The 19,354-nt window shown below is 65.9% G+C and carries 19 protein-coding genes and 1 tRNA gene; 15 read left to right on the top strand and 5 right to left on the bottom strand.

Annotated features, from left to right (window positions below; genetic code table 11):
• Position 1: 1 nt before the first annotated feature.
• Together pgaC and pgaD are read left to right on the top strand one after the other, a co-directional pair.
• Complete coding sequence (gene pgaC, locus FHY18_RS21125) at positions 2-1,255, top strand: poly-beta-1,6-N-acetyl-D-glucosamine synthase (RefSeq protein WP_259159757.1); 1,254 nt, start codon at positions 2-4, stop codon at positions 1,253-1,255.
• On the top strand, positions 1,252-1,698 hold the full coding sequence (gene pgaD / locus FHY18_RS21120) for a poly-beta-1,6-N-acetyl-D-glucosamine biosynthesis protein PgaD (RefSeq protein ID WP_259159755.1): 447 nt from the start codon (positions 1,252-1,254) through the stop codon (positions 1,696-1,698). The genes pgaC and pgaD overlap by 4 nt, the downstream gene beginning before the upstream one ends.
• A 142-nt stretch (positions 1,699-1,840) precedes the next feature.
• On the opposite strand, the gene FHY18_RS21115 is transcribed toward pgaD, so the two are convergent.
• A complete protein-coding gene (locus FHY18_RS21115; RefSeq protein ID WP_259159754.1) occupies positions 1,841-2,794 on the bottom strand; it encodes a helix-turn-helix domain-containing protein in 954 nt (317 codons plus the stop codon).
• A gap of 124 nt (positions 2,795-2,918) precedes the next feature.
• Between FHY18_RS21115 and FHY18_RS21110 the strand changes: the two genes are divergently transcribed.
• Complete coding sequence (locus FHY18_RS21110; protein ID WP_259159752.1) at positions 2,919-3,293, top strand: VOC family protein; 375 nt, start codon at positions 2,919-2,921, stop codon at positions 3,291-3,293.
• A 143-nt stretch (positions 3,294-3,436) separates the two neighbouring features.
• Here the strand turns inward: FHY18_RS21110 and FHY18_RS21105 are convergent.
• Positions 3,437-3,513 (bottom strand) — tRNA-Arg (locus FHY18_RS21105).
• Positions 3,514-3,648: 135 nt separating this feature from the next.
• Here FHY18_RS21105 and FHY18_RS21100 point away from each other — a divergent pair.
• The 8 genes from FHY18_RS21100 (at position 3,649) to FHY18_RS21065 (ending at position 11,958) form a co-directional block, all read left to right on the top strand.
• Positions 3,649-5,181, top strand: coding sequence for an aldehyde dehydrogenase family protein (locus FHY18_RS21100; protein WP_259159750.1), 1,533 nt, complete (start codon positions 3,649-3,651; stop codon positions 5,179-5,181).
• A 346-nt stretch (positions 5,182-5,527) separates the two neighbouring features.
• The gene (locus FHY18_RS21095; RefSeq protein WP_046962587.1) at positions 5,528-5,812 is read left to right on the top strand and encodes a DUF4190 domain-containing protein; all 285 of its coding nucleotides are present in this window, start codon (positions 5,528-5,530) and stop codon (positions 5,810-5,812) included.
• 2 nt (positions 5,813-5,814) lie between these two features.
• On the top strand, positions 5,815-6,582 hold the full coding sequence (locus tag FHY18_RS21090) for a class I SAM-dependent methyltransferase (RefSeq protein ID WP_259159747.1): 768 nt from the start codon (positions 5,815-5,817) through the stop codon (positions 6,580-6,582).
• Positions 6,583-6,587: 5 nt separating this feature from the next.
• Positions 6,588-7,643 carry a quinone-dependent dihydroorotate dehydrogenase gene (locus FHY18_RS21085; RefSeq protein WP_046962504.1) on the top strand — a complete coding sequence of 352 codons (1,056 nt, stop codon included), beginning with the start codon at positions 6,588-6,590 and terminating at the stop codon, positions 7,641-7,643.
• Positions 7,640-8,692: a UDP-N-acetylmuramate dehydrogenase gene (gene murB, locus FHY18_RS21080; RefSeq protein WP_259159745.1), complete on the top strand. Its 1,053-nt coding sequence runs from the start codon at positions 7,640-7,642 to the stop codon at positions 8,690-8,692. The genes FHY18_RS21085 and murB overlap by 4 nt, the downstream gene beginning before the upstream one ends.
• A complete protein-coding gene (locus FHY18_RS21075; protein WP_259159743.1) occupies positions 8,686-9,597 on the top strand; it encodes a DMT family transporter in 912 nt (303 codons plus the stop codon). The genes murB and FHY18_RS21075 overlap by 7 nt, the downstream gene beginning before the upstream one ends.
• A 205-nt stretch (positions 9,598-9,802) precedes the next feature.
• Positions 9,803-10,480 (top strand): aspartate/glutamate racemase family protein, encoded by a 678-nt coding sequence (locus tag FHY18_RS21070; protein WP_259159911.1) that lies wholly within the window; start codon positions 9,803-9,805, stop codon positions 10,478-10,480.
• Between the two features lie 161 nt (positions 10,481-10,641).
• Positions 10,642-11,958 carry an MFS transporter gene (locus tag FHY18_RS21065; protein WP_259159742.1) on the top strand — a complete coding sequence of 439 codons (1,317 nt, stop codon included), beginning with the start codon at positions 10,642-10,644 and terminating at the stop codon, positions 11,956-11,958.
• A 161-nt stretch (positions 11,959-12,119) separates the two neighbouring features.
• On the opposite strand, the gene FHY18_RS21060 is transcribed toward FHY18_RS21065, so the two are convergent.
• Positions 12,120-12,818, bottom strand: a complete 699-nt coding sequence (locus FHY18_RS21060) for a phosphatase PAP2 family protein (RefSeq protein ID WP_259159741.1) — start codon at positions 12,816-12,818, stop codon at positions 12,120-12,122.
• Complete coding sequence (ispG, locus tag FHY18_RS21055) at positions 12,799-14,064, bottom strand: flavodoxin-dependent (E)-4-hydroxy-3-methylbut-2-enyl-diphosphate synthase (protein WP_259159740.1); 1,266 nt, start codon at positions 14,062-14,064, stop codon at positions 12,799-12,801. The genes FHY18_RS21060 and ispG overlap by 20 nt, the downstream gene beginning before the upstream one ends.
• A gap of 120 nt (positions 14,065-14,184) precedes the next feature.
• On the opposite strand from ispG, the gene FHY18_RS21050 reads away from it, so the two are divergent.
• Positions 14,185-15,411 (top strand): ATP-binding protein, encoded by a 1,227-nt coding sequence (locus tag FHY18_RS21050; RefSeq protein WP_259159739.1) that lies wholly within the window; start codon positions 14,185-14,187, stop codon positions 15,409-15,411.
• Entirely contained in the window at positions 15,408-15,986 is a 579-nt protein-coding gene (locus FHY18_RS21045) for a response regulator transcription factor (protein WP_046962497.1), read from the top strand. Before FHY18_RS21050 ends, FHY18_RS21045 begins: the two co-directional genes overlap by 4 nt.
• 42 nt (positions 15,987-16,028) lie before the next feature.
• On the opposite strand, the gene FHY18_RS21040 is transcribed toward FHY18_RS21045, so the two are convergent.
• Positions 16,029-17,021: a glycoside hydrolase family 5 protein gene (locus FHY18_RS21040; RefSeq protein ID WP_259159737.1), complete on the bottom strand. Its 993-nt coding sequence runs from the start codon at positions 17,019-17,021 to the stop codon at positions 16,029-16,031.
• Between FHY18_RS21040 and FHY18_RS21035 the strand changes: the two genes are divergently transcribed.
• Positions 17,020-17,400 (top strand): hypothetical protein, encoded by a 381-nt coding sequence (locus tag FHY18_RS21035; protein ID WP_259159735.1) that lies wholly within the window; start codon positions 17,020-17,022, stop codon positions 17,398-17,400. The two genes, FHY18_RS21040 and FHY18_RS21035, sit on opposite strands and share 2 nt — an antisense overlap.
• Positions 17,401-17,487: 87 nt before the next feature.
• Positions 17,488-19,302, top strand: a complete 1,815-nt coding sequence (locus tag FHY18_RS21030; RefSeq protein WP_259159733.1) for an EAL domain-containing protein — start codon at positions 17,488-17,490, stop codon at positions 19,300-19,302.
• Positions 19,303-19,354: the final 52 nt, after the last annotated feature.

Raw genomic sequence — 19,354 nt, 5'->3', positions numbered from 1 at the left:
GATGACGACCAGCCTCTTACTGGCCGCCCTGTTCAACTTTGCGTTTTACTACCCGATCATCATGGCGTTTTTCTGGATGATCGGCGGTATCTACTACTACCTGCGACGCGAACGCGGCACGCCAGGGCCATCCAAGCCGCCGCCGATGGCCAGCGAGCCGTTCGTATCGTTGCTGATGCCTTGCTACAACGAAGCCAAGCATGTTGCCGAAACCATCGAGGCGATGAGCGCGCAGCACTATGCAGACTTCGAGATCATCGCAATCAACGATGGCAGCACCGACCGCACTGCCGAAGTGCTCGACGATCTCACCCACCAGCATCCACGGTTGCGCGTGGTGCATCTGGAGCAGAATCACGGCAAGGCCAACGCACTGCGCGTCGGCACGCTGGCCGCACGCTCGGACTACCTGGTGTGTGTGGATGCCGATGCGATTCTCGACCCCAACGCAACGCGCTGGATGGTGGGTCACCTGATTTCCGGCCCGCGCGTCGGTGGCGTCACCGGCAACCCGCGCGTGCGCAATCGCACCACCCTGATGGGCCGTATGCAGGTCGGCGAGTTTTCCGCGATCGTGGGCCTGATCAAGCGCGCCCAACGCGTCTACGGCCGCCTGTTCACCGTGTCCGGTGTGATCTGCGCGTTTCGTCGCTCGGCCCTGCACCACGTCGGCTTCTGGTCCGACAACATGGTCACCGAAGACATCGACATTTCCTGGCGGCTGCAGCTCGACGGCTGGGATATCCGCTACGAGCCCAACGCGCTGTGCTGGATCCTGATGCCGGAAACCTTCCGCGGCCTGTGGATGCAGCGCCTGCGCTGGGCGCGCGGTGGCGTGGAGGTATTGCTGAGCCATGGTCGACGCGCATTGGCGTGGCGCAGCCGGCGCATGTGGGCGGTGCTGCTGGAATACGCGCTGAGCCTGATCTGGGCCTACGTGATGTTGTTCATCATCGTGTTGTGGGTGCTCGGCAAGTTCATCGCGATGCCGCCGGCGTTGTATGTCGACACCATCCTGCCACGCTGGCATGGCCTGGTGCTGGCAGTGGTCTGCCTGCTGCAATTCGGCACCAGCCTGATCATCGAACGTCGCTACGAAAAAGGCCTGGCACGCCAGTTCTTCTGGGTGATCTGGTACCCGGCCGCCTTCTGGATGATCGGTATGCTCACTGCCGTCATCGCCTTCCCCCGCGCCCTCATCGTACGCCGCAACCAACGCGCGCGATGGAAGAGCCCCGACCGAGGAATCCAATGACTCCGCCCATCATCAACCTGCCGCAACGCCTCGGCCGCTCGCGCCGGCTCGCCTATGGTGCCGCCACTGCCGGCGCCTGGATGGTCTATTTCTATCTCTGGGCACCGCTAGCCACGCTGATCGCCTGGTTCTTCGGGCTGCGCAGCGCGTATACCGAGCTCTACCTGCGACACAACGCCATCGACCCATTCGCACTCGGCGCACTGCCGGTCATCGCCCTGATGGCGGCCATCACCACCGTCGGCTGGGCCGAATACAACCGCCTGCGCTTCGCCAATGCCGACAAGCGCAAACGCCCGCGCACCGTGGCAGAGCTGGAAGTCGACCAGCGCCTGGGCGCCACCGAACAACTCGGCACCCTGCTCCGCCACAGCCGCATCTCGTCGGTGGCGATGGACAAGTTTGCACGGCCGGTCGCGGTCCGGGTGGTACGGCATCGCTGACAGGAGGGAGGCCGCGGGAGTCGACTTCCCGGCAGAAGCTGACGGCTTGTGCGAAAGAGAGCGACCAGCAACAACTCCGTTGAACGCCACGTTCTGTCCAATCCAGAGCAAACCCATCCAATCGGTATCGGGCGCGAGCCAGTCAGTAGATAGGCCCCGCCTTCGCGTGCCGCAGCTGGTCCCACGCATTCGACTCTGACGGGCTACGGATGGGAAGCTGGCACGCAAGCTCGAAGTGATCGTCCCCGTGCGCGTACGGCAACCCCTGCCATGCCTCGAAGGCGGGCAAGTCTGCTGGCAGGTAGCCGCTTGCCGGCAGCCAGACAGTACGCAGCCAGGTAAAGGCGCGCGCCTCCAGCTGCAAATCCCCGCGAATCACCACTTCAGCCACCTTCATCGGCGGAAACCGGAATAGGCCGATATCGCCGTAGGGCCGCCCATGCGTCACTTCTACCGCGACGTCATAACGGCAATCGTCGGCGCACGCCAGTCGCGGTTGATCCCAGAGATACCCCAGCCACTGACGGTGTGCTACGCCGGCATCTCGCGCCCACGACAGCAGACGCAGGGCCGCCGCCCGAACCGCGCCCTCCTCGAATGGACGATGCACGCGCACGTATTGAACGGTCCGTTCGGGAATTTCGCGAAGATTGACCGAAAATGCCCCGGCGTCGATGGCACCACCGCCATCGCCATGCGAGGTCAATGCCAGGGTGGCATCCAGTGCGCCTTGGCGCGCATCCAGACAGGCATCGAGATCCAATCTGGCGGGCGAATATCCAAAGTGCTTTCGAAAGTTTCTTGAGAAATCCGACAGCGAAGAAAACCCGCGGGCCAGCGCTATTTCCGTCAGGGGCCGGCCCGGCTGGTGAGACATATCGCCCAAGGCGTTTTCCAGCCTTCTACGCAGCACGAATGCGCGAGGGGTTTCACCCATTACGGCACGAAAGATTCGTTGAAGATGAAAAGGTGACACACAGGCAGCGCCAGCAATCAGGGACAGCGAAAGCTTCCCGCCGAGATTGACCTCGATGTAGTCGAGCGCACGATTCACACTCTGGACCGTGGTGAGGGATGGCGTTTGGCTGATCGTCATCTGAGCAAGATCTGGCAAGCGGCTGAACTCGCAGTACTTTATCGTCGTTGCGCGGCAGCCGAGTCTGGACGCAGGGAACGGCTCCGCTGTTGGTCATCAACCCACTCAGTCAAAGGAATCGGGCATGCACGCAGTGAACGGGATCGGCGGGATCATCATCAAGTCCAAGGACGCGACTGCATTACGTACCTGGTATGCAACGCAGCTGGGAATCGATGTACAAGCCTGGGGCGGAACCGTGTTCGATGCCGGATCGCGAGAGGGAGGCCCCGAGAACCCGCTGGCATGGGCAATTCACGAGCAGGCGAGCAACCAGTTCGAGAACACCGCGGCCCCGTTCATCGTGAACTACCGGGTCGATGATGTGGAGTCGCTGGTTGAACGGCTGAGAGCTGCCGGTTGCCAGGTGTCGGAGACCGTCACCACCTCGGAATTCGGGCTGTTTGCCTGGGTCATCGATCCCGACGGCAACAAGGCAGAGTTGTGGCAGCCGACCTGAGCCCAATGCGCTGACCTGGGAAACGATGCGCAAGCCTCTACTGACGCGGTGCCGTCAACGCCCTGCCTTCTCAACGCGGCCAACTAGCAGGCCCCTATCGTCCAGCTGGCGCACGCGGCCATCTGGAACAGCAGCCCTCGGTCTGGTGACCCCGGCCCGATTCGAACGGGCGACCTTCCCCTTAGGAGGGGGACGCTCTATCCAGCTGAGCTACGGGGCCAAGGGCGACATTGTCGCATGTTCAGCCAGCTTGCCAAGCCGGCCGGGGGTGGGTGGAGCCTGCTAAAATCGGCGGCTACCCGTGTCGCTGCCGGCCTTGGCTGCTGCGCGACTGCCACTGTTTCCAGGAGATTCCATGTCCGCTGACCTGCTCAAGGCGCTCGACCTCGCCGCGTCCAATTCCGGTACCTATCTGGGCGAGGCGACCTGGTCGCAGGCCACCGGTGCCGGGGTGCTGCAGCCGCTCAATCCGACCACCAATGCGGTGATCGCCGATGTGCAGGCCACCACGCCGGAAGACTACGAATTGATCGTCCAGCGTGCGCAGGCCGCATTCAAGGTGTGGCGAACCACGCCTGCGCCGCGCCGTGGTGAGGCCGTTCGCCTGTGTGGCGAGGCGCTGCGTGCACACAAGGATGCGCTCGGTTCGCTGGTGGCCCTGGAAATGGGCAAGAGCAAGCCCGAGGGCGATGGCGAAGTGCAGGAGATGATCGACATCGCCGACTTCGCGGTCGGCCAGAGCCGCATGCTGTATGGCTACACCATGCATTCGGAGCGCCCCGGCCACCGCATGTACGAGCAGTACCAGCCGCTGGGCCTGGTCGGCATCATCAGCGCGTTCAACTTCCCGGTGGCGGTGTGGGCGTGGAATGCGTTCCTGGCGGCGATCTGCGGCGATATCTGCATCTGGAAGCCGTCCAACAAGACCCCGCTGACAGCGATCGCGACGATGAAGATCTGCAATGCCGCGCTCAAGGATGCCGGCTTCCCGGACGTATTCTTCCTGATCAACGATTCCGGCACTTCCCTGTCGGAGAAGCTGGTCGAAGACACCCGTATCCCGCTGATCAGCTTCACCGGTTCGACCCAGATCGGCCGCGTGGTCGCTGAAAAGGTCGCCCACCGCCTGGGCCGCTGCCTGCTGGAGCTGGGCGGCAACAACGCCATCATCCTGGACGAAACCGCCGATTTGAAGCTGGCCATCCCCGGCATCGTGTTCGGTGCGGTGGGCACCGCAGGTCAGCGCTGCACCACCACGCGCCGCCTGATCGTGCACGACTCCATCTACGACAACGTGCTGGCCACGCTGGTCAAGGCGTACAAGCAGCTCGACAGCAAGATCGGCGACCCCACCGACCCGGCAAACCTGATGGGCCCGCTCAACAGCCAGGGCGCGGTGGAGCAGTTCCTGGCCTCGATCGCCAAGGCCAAGGCCGCCGGCGGCACGGTCGAAGTGGGCGGCACCGCGATCGATCGTCCTGGCAACTTCGTGCTGCCGGCGATCGTCACCGGGCTGCAGAACAGCGACGCGGTGGTGCAGCACGAGACCTTCGCGCCGATCCTTTACGTAATGAAGTACGGCACGCTGGATGAGGCGATCGAGCTGCAGAACGGCGTGCCGCAGGGCCTGTCGTCGTCGATCTTCACCCAGAACCTGAAGGCGGCCGAGAAGTTCCTGTCGGCGGCCGGCAGCGACTGCGGCATCGCCAACGTCAACATCGGCACCTCCGGTGCGGAGATCGGTGGCGCGTTCGGCGGCGAAAAGGAAACCGGCGGTGGCCGCGAATCCGGCTCGGACGCATGGAAGGTCTATATGCGTCGCCAGACCAACACCATCAACTACTCCGACTCGCTGCCGCTGGCGCAGGGCATCAAGTTCGATCTGTGATCGATGGCATCGCAGCGCGCCCGGCCATGGCCGGCGCGCTGCAGCTGTCGCATGCCTTCGCTGCGGCCGGCCTGCAATAACGACAGACAATCAATCGCGGCAGGTGCCACCCCGCAGCGGTTGACAGCGGTCCGCTGACATTTCGGACAGGCCCCCGGCACCCCATCGGCAAGGTGTCGCGTTACCAGGCAATCAGACAGTCAAGGCAAGCCTTCAGGCCCCCTCCCCGGCGGCCAATGCCCCCAGGATCGCGTTTCCGCCCCAGACGGCACGCCATTCGGACGGCCGCTCTGGGATAATCGCCTCACGCCAGCCCTCTGCTGCCGCCAATCTCCAGGAGTTCATGATGAACGTTGTCGTTCGACAGACCAGCGCCATGGCCATCGTCAGCCTGGTCGCAGGCATCCTCGGCTGGACGCTGATTCCTTTCATCGGCAGCGTGTGCGCCATCATTACCGGCCACCTGGCACGCGCGGAAATCCGCCGCAACCCGCAGGGGCTGGAAGGCGACGGTCTGGCGATCGGCGGGCTGATCCTCGGCTGGCTGGCGGTGGCCCTGTGGGTGCTGGGCATTGCGGTCTTTATCCTGTTTTTCGGCGGTATGGCGTGGCTGGCGGCCGCAAACAGTTGAGCATGGCCGCGCCCTCCTCGGCCCAACGCTTCAACGACCGTGTAGCGGCCTATGTGCGCTACCGGCCCAGCTATCCGCCGCAGTTGCTGCGCTGGTTGCATGACGAACTTGGCATCACGCCGGCGACTGCGGTGGCCGATATCGGCGCCGGCACCGGCATTTCCAGCCGGCTGTTTCTGGAGGCCGGTTACGCGGTCACGGCGGTGGAACCCAACCCGGCCATGCGCGAAGCCGCGCAGCAGTGGCTGGCAGGGTTTCCCAAGTTCCAGGCCGTCGATGGCACCGCCGAAGCCACCGGGCTGGCCGATGCCAGCATGGGCCTGGTGTCTGCCGCGCAGGCCTTCCACTGGTTCGACACCCAGGCCATCCGTGCCGAGTGGGCGCGCGTGCTGCGGCCCGACGGGCTGGCGGTGATCTACTGGAACTCGCGCGAGCTGGACACCACCGCCTTCTTGCGCGGCTACGAGCAACTGCTGCTGGACTACGGCACCGACTATTCGGCCGTGGCCGAACGCTACCAGGACGATGCGACCATGCAGGCCTGGTTCGGCGACGGGTTCCGCGCGATGGCGCGCTTTCCCAATGTGCAGCGGCTGGATTTCGATGCACTGCGCGGCCGCCTGTTGTCGTCTTCCTACGCACCGCTCGCACACGACCCGCGCCACGCACCGATGCTCGCCGCGCTGCGCACGCTGTTCGATGCGCACGCACAGGACGGACAGATCGACTTCCAATACCAGACCCGCGTCTTCGCCGGGAAATTGAACTGACATCCATGTATTCGCTTGCCCGCCCCCTGCTGTTCACCCTCGATGCCGAGCGCGCGCATGCGCTGGCGTTGCGCTCCATCGACACCGCCTACCGCACCGGCACCACGTCGCTGCTGGCCAAGCGCCCGGTCCCGCTGCCGACGCCGGCATTCGGTTTGATGTTCCCCAACCCGGTCGGCCTTGGCGCCGGCCTGGACAAGAACGGCGAGCACATCGATGCGCTACTGGCGCTGGGCTTCGGCTTCGTCGAGATCGGCACGGTGACGCCGAGGCCGCAGGAAGGCAATCCCAAGCCACGCATGTTCCGCTTGCCGGAGTATCAGGCGGTGATCAACCGCATGGGCTTCAATAACCTGGGCGTGGATGCGCTGGTGGCCAACGTGCAACGCGCGCGTCGTCGCGGCGGCCTGCTCGGCATCAATATCGGCAAGAACAAGGACACGCCCAACGAGGAAGCGACCAGCGACTACCGCTATTGCATGGAGCGCGTCTATCCGCTGGCCGATTACATCACCGTCAACATTTCCTCGCCCAATACCGCCGGTTTGCGCGAGCTGCAGGAAGAACAGGCGCTGCGTCGGCTGATCGCCGATCTGCGCGAAACCCAGGAAGCGCTGGCCGCCCAACACGGCAAGCGCGTGCCGATGCTGGTGAAGGTGGCGCCGGATCTCAACGACCGCGACATCGATGCGGCTGCGCGCGTGCTGGCCGACCTGGCGGTGGATGGCGTGATCGCCACCAACACCACGGTGACGCGCACCTTGATCGCCAATCATCCGCTGGCTGCCGAGGCCGGCGGCTTGTCGGGGGCGCCGCTGCTTGGGCAATCCACACTGGTGTTGCGCCGCCTGCGCGCACGCCTGCCCGAGTCGATCCCGTTGATCGGCGTGGGGGGCATCGGCTCCGGCGCCGACGCCGTGGCCAAGATGGCGGCCGGCGCGAGCCTGGTGCAGTGCTATAGCGGCCTGGTGTATCGCGGGCCGCCGTTGATCGGCGAGTGCGTCGATGCCATCCGTCGCCGTCGCGAAGCGCCCAGCGGTGGCGCGGTCTCGCCGCTATGAGCGATGCGGTGCACACTGGCTGGAACTTGAGCGCGCATGCGCCACTGCGTGCGCTCAACACGTTCCATGTCGAGGCGACGGCGCGCTGGTTGCTCGGCATCCACACGCCCGCAGCATTGCCGCAGGCGCTGGCCGCGCCTGAGATCGCCGGGCTTCCATTGCTGGTGCTGGGCAGCGGCAGCAATTTGCTGCTGGCCGGCGACCCGCAAGGTTGCGTGCTGTGTTTCGAAAACCGCGACATCGCCATCATTGCGCACCATGCCGACCACGCCATCGTGCGCGCCGGGGCGGGTGTGAACTGGCATGCGCTGGTGCTGTATTCGCTGCGGCAGGGGTTGTCCGGCCTGGAAAATCTGGCGTTGATCCCCGGCACCGTCGGTGCCAGCCCGATCCAGAACATCGGTGCCTACGGCGCGCAGGTGGGCGACTTCATCCACGCGGTGGAGGCCTTCGATCGGCTTGGCCAGCAGTTTGTGCGGCTGAGCGCGTCCGAGTGCGCCTTCGCCTACCGCGACAGCGTGTTCAAGCAGCAACCCGAGCGTTACCTGATTGTAGCGGTGGAATTCAATCTGCCGCTGTTGCACGAACTGCGGCTGGATTACGCCGGCATTCGCGAAGAACTGGCCAGCATGGGCGCCGAGCTGGCGGGGGCCGCCGACGTGGCGCAGGCAGTGATCAACATCCGTCGACGCAAGCTGCCGGACCCGGATGTGCTCGGCAATGCAGGCAGTTTTTTCAAGAACCCGCTGTTGCCGAGCGAACAGATCGCCGCGTTGCAGGCCACCTTCGCCGACATGCCGGTGTATCCCGGCGAGCAGCCAGGCCAGGGCAAGTTGTCGGCCGCGTGGTTGATCGAGCAATGCGGCTGGAAAGGCCAGCGCGAGGGCGATGCCGGCGTGTCTCCCGATCACGCCCTGGTCCTGGTCAATTACGGCACCGCCAGCGGCGCACAGTTGCTGGAATTTGCCAGGCGTATTGCCGAATCGGTGCGCGAGCGCTATTCGGTGATCCTGGAACCGGAACCGCGCATCATCGGAGCACATTGGTGACTGCAGCGCAGGTCTCGCGTCGTGCAGCGCTGTGGATGCTCACCAGTACCTTCGCCTTCGGCCTGATGGCCATCACCATCCGGCTGGCGTCGAGCAACATTGCCACCACCGAGATCGCGTTCTTCCGTAATGCATTCGGGTTGCTGGCGTTACTGCCGTTGATCCTGCGGCCGGGCAAGGCGCTGCCACGGACGCGGCAGTTGCCGCAGTACCTGGCGCGCACGCTGATCGGCCTGGCGTCGATGCTGTGCGGGTTCTGGGCGATCGGCCACCTGCCCTTGTCGCAGGCGATTTCGCTGTCCTATTCCACGCCGTTGTTCGTTACCGTGCTGGCGGTGGTGTGGTTGCACGAGCAGGTACGGTTGCGCCGCTGGCTGGCAGTGGCGGCAGGCTTCGTCGGCGTGCTGGTGATCCTGCGACCGGGATCGTCCACCTTCACGCCCGGGCTGCTGATCGCCTTGCTGGCCGCCGTCATCAGCGCCGTGGTCGCGATCCAGATCAAGCAGCTCTCGCGCAGCGACGACTCCGACACCGTGGTGTTTTATACCTATGTGTTCTGGGTGCCGATGTCGCTGATTCCGGCCCTGTTCCAGTGGACCTGGCCGCAAGGCATCGACTGGCTGTGGCTGGTGGCGACCGGCGTCTTCGGGACTGCCGGGCAGTTGTTCTGGACCCGCGCGCTCAAGCTGGGCGAAGTCTCCGCACTGCAGCCGATCAGCTTCATGCAACTGCCGCTGGTGGCATTGCTGGGCTGGTGGTTGTTCGGCGAGGCGATCGAACGCCACACCCTGATCGGCGCGGCCATCATCATCGGCGCCAATGTATACATCGCCCACCGCGAAACCGTGCTGGCGCGCCGCGCTGCCACGCATGCCCCGGTGGAGGGGGCTAAGCCGGGCGAGTAATGCAGCAGCGGTGACGCAATAGATGTGGGTATAACGCGCGTCGCCGCACGCATTGGCACGCGCACCACAACTGCAGCGGTTGCGTTGTCGCGTACCGAGCAGTTGTCAACGGCTTCTCCGTCACCTGGATCATGCGACCGGGATCGTATGCGACCATGCAGGCGAACCCGCTTGCGCCAGGACATTGCACGTGAAGACCATCGGGATGATCGGCGGCATGAGCTGGGAGTCCACCCTGCCCTACTACCGCCATATCAATCAGGCCATCCGCCGCGAACGTGGCGGGCTGCATTCGGCCCGACTGTTGCTGTACAGCGTCGACTTCCACGATATCGAACGCCTGCAGCACGCCGGCGACTGGGAGGGCGCCGGACGCGAGATGGCGGCGGCCGCGCGTTCGCTGCACGCCGGCGGCGCGGACTTCATCGTGCTGTGCACCAACACCATGCACTGCGTCGCCGATGCGATCACCGCCGCAACGCCACTGCCCTTGCTGCACATCGCCGACGCCACTGCCGATGCCTTGCTCGCGGCAGGCATCACCCGGGTCGGCCTGCTCGGCACGCGCTTCACCATGGAGCAGCCGTTCTATCGTCAGCGGCTGGAGGCGCGTGGACTGACGGTGGTCATACCGCCTGCCGATGCGCGCGCGGAACTGCATCGGGTGATTTACGAAGAGCTGTGCCAGGGCGTGATCGATGCAGGATCGCGTCACTCTTTTCGTCAGGTCATGGCCGAACTCGAGCAGCAAGGCGCGCAGGCGATCGTCCTGGGTTGCACAGAAATCTCCTTGCTGGTGGATGCCGGCGACTCGGCGCTGCCGCTGTTCGATACCACCGTGCTGCATGCCGAAGCAGCGGCGCTGGCCAGCCTGCACGCTTGACAGGTCACCACGGGCGCAGACACGACGCGTTTACCGAAGTCCCATACGTGCCATCCAGCGCCAGCAGGCAAGCCGCACCTGCTGGCGCGCTAGGATGATGCCGCACAGGCGACTGCTGCATCCGCGCATGCGCGCCACCACCCGCCACAGGATGTCACGCCTTGAAGACCCATCCGCCCACAGGCACTGCACCGAGGTCGCAGCTCAAACGCGACGACTACAAGACGCTGGCCTTGTCCGCGCTGGGCGGCGCGCTGGAACTGTACGACTTCATCATCTTCATCTTTTTTGCCGCAGTGCTGGGCGAGTTGTTCTTCCCTCCCGGCATCCCCGACTGGATGCGCCAGCTGCAGACCTTCGGCATCTTTGCCGCCGGTTACCTGGTGCGCCCACTGGGCGGCATGGTGATGGCCCATTTCGGCGACCTGGTCGGTCGCAAGCGCATGTTCGGCTTGAGCCTGCTACTGATGGCCCTGCCAACGCTGTGCATCGGCTTGCTGCCCACCTACGCGCAGATCGGCATTGCGGCGCCGCTGCTGTTGCTGGGCGCGCGCCTGCTGCAGGGCGCCGCGATCGGCGGTGAGGTGCCCAGCGCCTGGGTGTTCGTCGCCGAGCACGTGCCGCCCCAGCGCACCGGGCTTGCCTGCGGCACCCTGACCGCCGGCCTGGCCGGTGGCGTGTTGCTCGGTTCGCTGGGTGCCGGCGCCCTCAACCGCCACTTCACCCCTGCCGAGATCGCCGACTATGCCTGGCGCCTGCCGTTTCTGGCAGGCGGCGTGTTCGGGCTGGTGTCGGTCTACTTGCGCCGCTGGCTGCACGAGACGCCGGTGTTCGCAGAACTGGTCGCCATGCGTGCGCTGGCCCGCGAAACCCCGCTCAAGCTGGTGCTGCGCGATCATCGCCCTGGCGTACTGCTGTCGCTGGCACTGACCTGGATGGTGGCCGGCGGCGTGCTGGTGGTGTCGTTGATGACACCCGGCCTGTTGCAGAGCAGTTACCACTACCCGGCTGCAGTGGCGCTACAGGCCAACAGCCTGGCCATCGTGCTGCAGGCTGCCGGGTCGGTGGTGGCCGGTGCGTTGGCCGACCGCTATGGCAATGGGCGCGTGCTGCTCATCGGTAGCGTCCTGCTGGGCGTAGCGGCATGTGCGTTCTACCGCCTGGCCGGCGATCCACAGCTGGTGTTTCCGCTCTACGCGCTGCTGGGCGCCGCACTGGGCGTGCTGGGGGTGATCCCGCGCATCATGGTCGAGGCGTTCCCACCCGAAGTGCGCCTGTCCGGCGTGTCGTTCGCCTACAACCTGGGCTATGCCGTGTTCGGTGGGCTGACACCGCTGCTGGTGGTGATGCTGGTCAAACAACACCCCATGGGCGCCGGCTATTACATGATGCTGCTTGCGTTGATCGGCAGCCTGATCGGCATGCAGCTGGCGCGCAGGACATCTGCGCAGGATCGCCGTCGCAACAGCGCCACATAGGCAATGCGTTGCACTCTCAGATTGCGATGCCTCTACGGCAATGGCGCCTGTTCGACGCGGTTTGCGACTTGCGCGAACGCGCGCCGACGGGAGACCGCACTCCCCCTGGCGCGACACTGATCAGGCGCCGGCGCGCCTGCAACACCGCCAGGTTGCGCAACTCAGGCGCTCACACGGGGACGACGCCAATGCGGCCGCCGCGTGCCGCGGAACATCACCAGATACAGCCCCACCACCCACACCAATGCGGCCGACCAACCGCCGAGGATATCGGAGGGGTAATGCACGCCCAGATAGATTCGCGACACGCCGACCAGCACCGCGAACAGGCTGGCGGCGATGGTCGCCGGCCAGCGCCAGCGTGTGCGCCACGCCAGCGCAACGACCACTGCGGCGAGCGTCATCGAGCCCATCGCATGCCCGCTGGGAAAACTGAAGGTGCTTTCCGGTGCGATCGACTCCCACAGACTGGGCCGGTCGCGTTGAAAGAACTGCTTGGCGCCCATGTTCAACAACGCCGAACCGCCGAAGCCCAGCGCTGCAAAGGTGCCCTCGCGCCAGCGCCGTAACGCCAGCAGCACCAGCACGATCGCGATATCGATCGGGATCACGCCGTACTGGTAGCCCACCTTGGAAATCACCCCGAAAAACGTATCCAGCCCGGGCGTGGCGATGCTGCGCATGCTCCACAGCAAGGGTTCGTCGAAATAGGCGTTTTCCAGCTCATGCACTTCATCGGCCAGGTCGACGAACAACCCCAGCGGCAACAGCACGCCGGCAAACAACAGCGCCATGCGCCAAGCATTGTTGCGCAGCCACGCACTGAACCCGGCCGGCGATTCAGCCGGCGCGGCGGACATAGGTGCGTTCGACGTACTGATCGATCAGATCGATGAATTCGTAGGCGATGTTTTCGCCACGCAGGGTGACGCTTTTCTCACCATCGATGAACACCGGTGCCGAGGGCGCCTCGCCCGTGCCCGGCAACGAAATGCCGATGTTGGCGTGGCGCGATTCGCCCGGGCCGTTGACCACGCAGCCCATCACCGCCAGGGTCATGTTCTCGGCGCCGGGATTGGAAATCTTCCACTCCGGCATCTTGGCGCGCACGTGGTTCTGCACCACGCCGGCCAGCTCCTGGAAGAACTCGGAGGTGGTGCGGCCGCAGCCCGGGCAGGCGGTGACCATCGGGGTGAACGCGCGTTGGCCGGTGGTCTGCAGCAGTTCCTGCGCGACCACCACTTCCTGGGTGCGCGACTGGCCCGGCTCGGGCGTCAGCGAGATCCGGATGGTGTCGCCGATGCCTTCCTGCAGCAGCACGCTCAAGGCCGCCGCCGAGGCCACGATGCCCTTGCTGCCGATGCCGGCTTCGGTCAGGCCCAGGTGCAGCGCGAAATCGCAGCGGCTCGCCATGTCGCGGTACACCGCGATCAGCTCCTGCACGCCGGACACCTTGGCCGACAGGATGATGCGCTCGCGCGCCAGGCCCAGTTCCACCGCGCGCTCGGCCGAATCCACGGCCGAACGGATCAGCGCCTCACGCAAGACGCGGCCTGCGTCCCACGGCGTGTCGCGCCTGGAATTTTCGTCCATCAGCTGCGCGGCCAGCGACTGGTCCAGCGAGCCCCAGTTGGCGCCGATGCGCACCGGCTTGTCGTACTTGATCGCGAACTCGATCAGCTGCGCGAACTGCAGGTCCTTCTTCTTGCCGAAGCCGACATTGCCCGGATTGATGCGGTACTTGGCCAGCGCTTCGGCGCAGGCCGGCTCGGCGGCGAGCAGCTGATGCCCGTTGTAGTGGAAGTCGCCGATCAACGGCACCTCGATCCCCATCATGCGCAGCTTGTCGACGATGCGCGGGATGGCCGCGGCCGACTCGGGGTTGTTGACGGTCAGGCGCACCATCTCCGAGCCTGCGCGCCACAACTCGGCCACCTGCTTGACGCTGCCAGCGATGTCGGCGGTGTCGGTATTGGTCATCGACTGGACGACCACCGGGTGGCCGCCGCCCACGATCACGCTGCCGATCTTGACGGCCTGGGTGACGCGGCGCGGCCAGGCAGTGGCGTCGGCGGGAGGGGTTGGGCGAGTCACGGCGTCGTACATGCCGCCATTTTAGCCTGTCCGTCGTCCGCTCACAGCTGAAGCGTCGTGCGGGCCGCCATCCGGGCCGATGCGACGGTTTGTCGCAGGCCATCACTTCCGCGAGCGCATAGGATTGCCGTGATGAATAGCTCCGACGCCTCCTTCCTGCGGACCCTGTGCAGCCTGCGCTGGCTCGCCACCGCCGGCCAGGCCGCCACCATCCTGGTCGCCTCCGGCCTGATGGGTCTGCACCTGCCGCAACAACCGCTGTGGGCCGGCGTCGCCGCGCTGGCGGTGTTCAACCTGTATGCGCAGCTGCGCGTGGCGCATCGCGGCGCGGTCAGCCCGGCCACCGAGTTTGGCCATATCCTGGTCGATGTGACGGTGCTGACCTGGATGGTGGGCTGGAGCGGCGGCATCGCCAACCCGTTCGGCTCGCTGTTCCTGGTGCTGATCGCGCTGGCCGCGCTGGCCCTGCCGCTGAGCTGGGCGATGGCCGTGGCAGCATCGTGCGTGGCCGGCTATGTCATCAGCGCCGCGTTCGGCCTGCCGCTGCCGTACGGCAGCTTCGATCCGCTCAGCCTGCACATGTGGGGCATGGCGGCCAATTTCCTGCTGTCCACGGTGGTGGTGCTGGCCTTCGCCACGCGGCTGGCGTTGTCGATGCGCGAACGCGAGCGCGAAATTTCCACCCTGCGCGAGCGCTTTGCGCGCAACGAGGGCATCGTGGCATTGGCCACCCATGCAGCGTCGGTGGCGCACGAACTCAACACCCCGCTGGCCACGATGACCCTGCTGGTCGACGACATTGCCGACCAGTGCGATCAGAACGAGCTGCGCGAAGACCTGGACACCCTGCGCGAGCTGCTGGTGCAGTGCCACGAGCGCGTGCTGGCGCTGGCTCAGCCTGCCGACAACGGCCACCTGAGCCGCGAAGTGGCGGTACAGGAGGTGCTGGAGCAATGGCGGCTGGTGCGCCCCACCATCGAGCTGCGCCGCAACGAGGACGCACCGATGCGGCTGATGCTGCAGCCGGGCGTCAGCCACCTGTTGATGGTGCTGCTCAACAACGCCGCCGATGCCGGCGAACGCGCCGGGCGCCCGCAGATCGATCTGACCTTGCGGGTGGAGAACGACCACCTCAGTGGCGAGGTGCGCGATTACGGGCCCGGCTTCGACACCGCGCAAGCCATGCTGCCGGGCACCTTGTTCAACAGCGGCAAGCACGACGGCATGGGCGTTGGCCTTGCGCTGTCGCATGCCACCGTCGAGCGCCTGCAGGGCGAGTTGTGGATGCTGCCCGCCGAAGGCAGCGGCGCCCGCGTCGGTTTCCGACTGCCGCTTTCCGAACACGAGGCCCTGGCATGACAAGCACCCCGATCCGCACCGGCCTGTTGGTCGACGACGACACCTTGTACCTGCGCACCCTGCAACGCAGCCTGGCGCGGCGCGGCGTGGAAACGCTGACCGCCACCGATGCCGCTAGCGCGCTATCGACCGCGCGCAGCGCGCTGCCGGACTTTGCCCTGATCGACCTCAAGCTCGGCCACGACTCCGGCCTCAGCCTGATCCAGCCGCTACGCGAGATCCGCGCGGACATGCGCATCCTGCTGGTGACCGGCTACGCCAGCATCGCCACGGCGGTGGAAGCGATCAAACTCGGTGCCGACGACTACCTGCCCAAGCCCGCCAACATCCCCACCATCATGCGGGCGCTGGGCGAAGAAGACGACGACCTGCCCGAGCCGGACGAAGAAGAAACCGCGCAGGAAATGATGACCCCACTCAGCCGTTTGCAGTGGGAACACATCCAGCAGGCCCTGCACGAAACCGGCGGCAACGTCTCCGCGGCCGCTCGTCTGCTCGGCATGCACCGGCGTTCGCTGCAGCGCAAGCTGACCAAACGCCCCAGCCCGGGACCGTTGCGCGAACCCGGACGCTGATGGCGCCCAGGCTGCGCGCAGGCATGCGCCTGGGCGGCCGGCCTAGCGCCGCCTTGGCGCGAAGATGCTCGCCCTGCGTGAGGTGGCTCGGATGCCGTCGGGTCCTTGAATCAGCGTGCGGCCCCAGCTGCTGAGACGCGTCGGGTCCCAGCCCAGCACGATATCCAGCGATTGGGTACTGCTGTCGTTGCCCGACCACGACCAGCCCATGTAGCCGACGTTGTACTCGCGCGCACGGCGCATGATCGCCGCTTCGTCGACCTGGGCACCGCGGTGGTCGGCGCCGAATTCCCCGACCACCAGGGCCAGCCCGTTGCTGCGAAATGCGCGCAGATAGCTGTCCACCGCGGCGTCGTTGCCGAACACTTCGTACATGTGCACGCTGAAGACCAGATTGCGGCGGCTGTCGAGCGCCAGCAACGCCGCAGCGTTATCGCGCATGTAGAACTGCCAGTCCTGACCCCAGTTGGGCGCGTCCACCATCAACGCGTGAGTGAGGCCGGCACTGCGCAGCGTGGCGATCGCACGGGCGTGGCCGTTGACCCACTCGCTGGCGCTCAACTGATTACCGAACGGTTCGTTGCCGATATTGATGATGACGTAATCCTCCTGGCCCACCAGCGCGCCGCGCACGCTGGTCCAGTAGGTGGCGGCATTTGCCAGGGTGCCTGCGGCGCCGTCTTCGCCGTAGCCGGTGGTGTCGTGCACTTCCAGCACGGCGATCAGGCCCAGGGCCTTGCAGCGCGCGATGATGCGCGCCACCTCCGCCTCGGGCGTGCGGTTCCAGCGGTGACCGGTGCTGAGCACCACGCGCACGCTGTTGGCGCCGGTGGCGGCGATCTGTGCCAGCGCCGCGTCGGTACGATCGGCAAACCAGGCATGCGGCAGATTGATGCCACGCAAGACCAGCGTGTTGCCGTTGGTCTCTCGCAGCTGCGTACCGGACACGGACAGGCCGGCATGCGCGGCCGAGGCCAGCGCCAGGCCGGCGATCAGCAGCACTGCGCGCTGCGCCAGACGATTGAAGATCTTCATGATCGGCTCCAAAAGAGTGGGTGGCGCGGGCGCACCTGCACGCACTCGCATGCCCGGCCCACGTGCGCCCACCGTGGCGATGGCGGGCGCACGCGATCTGCTGCTGGTTCACAGAACAGGAAAAATTGCCGGATGCAGACCGAGCGCGCAGACCACGCGGCAGCGCGCTGGTAACGTTAACTTCCGTGTATTCGAGCGTCCTGCGCTGCACGGGGCACGGCGAGCTCAGCCTGACGGCACGGTGCATCGGCGATGCTCGGCATTGCGCACTGCGGTGTTGCAGCGCGAAAACCGCACCTGCCGCCTGCACTGCGTAGACGCCGCGCGGGACCTACGCGTCGCGCTGCAACATGCCATTGCGCTGCTGGCAGCTGAATAAGCGAGCACGGCCACGTCAAGTGGATGCGGCCGAGGCCGATAGAGCCACATGCAATCACTGCCCGCCTCCGACTTCAAAGCGCCCCCCATGTCCGACGAAGCCACCCGTCTGGCCGTTCTACGCGGCCTGTGCCTGCTGGATTCGCCACCGGACCCGGTGTTCGACACCATCGCCGCGATGGCCGCGCGCAGCCTGGGCGCGGAGATCGCCCTGGTGTCGCTGGTGGACGAACACCGCCAGTGGTTCAAGGCGCGGGTGGGACTGGAGGCAGCGGAGACCCCGCGCGACCAGGCGTTTTGCGCGCATGCAATCCGCTCGGACGAGGTGATGGTGGTACCGGATGCGCAACTGGACCCGCGCTTTTCCGACAACCCGTTGGTGCTGGGCCCGCCGTTCATCCGCTTCTATGCAGGGGCGCCATTGCAACTGAAGGACGGCCACCGCATCGGCACGCTGTGCGTGATCGGCACCAGCCCGCGCGAGGGCCTGGATGCGGAGGCGATGACGCAGCTGGAAGGCCTGCGCGACCTGGCCGTGCTGCGGGTGGAGAACCTGCGCAGCACCACGTATCGCGATGGCACGACCGGCCTGCCCAACCGCTCGCGCTTCGGCGAAGACCTGGATACCTGGCTGGCCCGGCGCGATACCGCACCGGCCACCACGGCAGTGGCGGTGGACATCTGCGGCAGCGACTATTTCCGCGACATGGTCAAGGCGCTGGGCTGGGACTACGCCGATGGGTACGTGACCTTGGCGCAACGTCGCCTGGCCGCGTACCTGCCCGCCAACACCCTGCTGTATCGGCTGGACCCGACAACCTTCGGCTTCCTTACCCAGGCCGAAACCCAGCGCCTGTCCAGCCTGTGCAACAAGGTGTCCAAGGCGTTTGCCGAGCCGCTGGATCACCAGGGCATTCCGCACACCGCGGTGGCATCGATCGGCGCGGTGTCGCTGCAGACCAGCTACGGCGCCGCCGACACCATCCGCTCGCTCACCACCGCCGTGGACATCGCCCGCGAGCGCGGCCTGGCCTGGAGCATGTACGAGCGCAAGCACGACGTGGCGCAGCGCAATACCTTTCGCCTGCTTGCCGCCCTGCCCGCCGCGCTGGACAGCGCCAGCCAGCTACGCCTGCACTACCAGCCGCGCGTGGACTTGAACGATCACCGCTGTGTGGCGGTGGAAGCACTGCTGCGCTGGCAGCACCCGATGATCGGCCCGGTAATGCCATCGGACTTCGTGCCGATGGCCGAAAAGACCGCGCTGATCAACCGCATTACCGCCTGGGTCATCGACAACGGCATCGCCCAGGCTGCGCGCTGGCAGCAACAGGGCCTGGACTTCAACCTGGCCTTGAACGTGTCGGCGGCCGATCTGGACCGCCCCGGTTTTGCCGGCCTGTTGCGACGCGGGCTGGAACGTCACAAGCTCGACCCGCGCCGGCTGGAAATCGAATTCACCGAGAGCGCGATGATCCGCCATCCCGATCACCTGGCCGAACAGCTGGCCGATGTGGCCGCGCTGGGCGTGCATATCGCCATCGACGACTTCGGCACCGGCTACAGCAATTTCAGCTATCTCAAGCAGCTGCCAGCCAGCTCGCTGAAGATCGACCAGTCCTTCATCCGCTCGCTGCCGGACAACCGCACCGACCGCACCCTGGTACCGGCGATGATCCAGCTCGGCCATAGCCTGGGCCAGCGCGTGGTGGCCGAAGGCATCGAATCGGCAGAAGCGTATGCGCAGTTGCGCGCCTGGGGCTGCGACGAAGGCCAGGGCTACTGGATCGCCAAACCGATGCCGGCCGCCGCCCTGGAAACCTGGCTGCAGACGCCGTGGCACGCGCAATTCACTGCGCCGGCCCTGTTGCTTGCGGCAGGCCTGGCCGCGGCGCGGGTATAAGCACGGTCACCAGCTCGCCGGCACCATCGCGCGCGGCCGCCAATCAGCCGCT

The sequence above is a fragment of the Xanthomonas sp. 3793 genome (assembly GCF_024806835.1).
Classification (GTDB): Bacteria; Pseudomonadota; Gammaproteobacteria; order Xanthomonadales; family Xanthomonadaceae; genus Xanthomonas; species Xanthomonas arboricola_F.
This window is presented reverse-complemented; position numbering and strand designations above follow the sequence as displayed.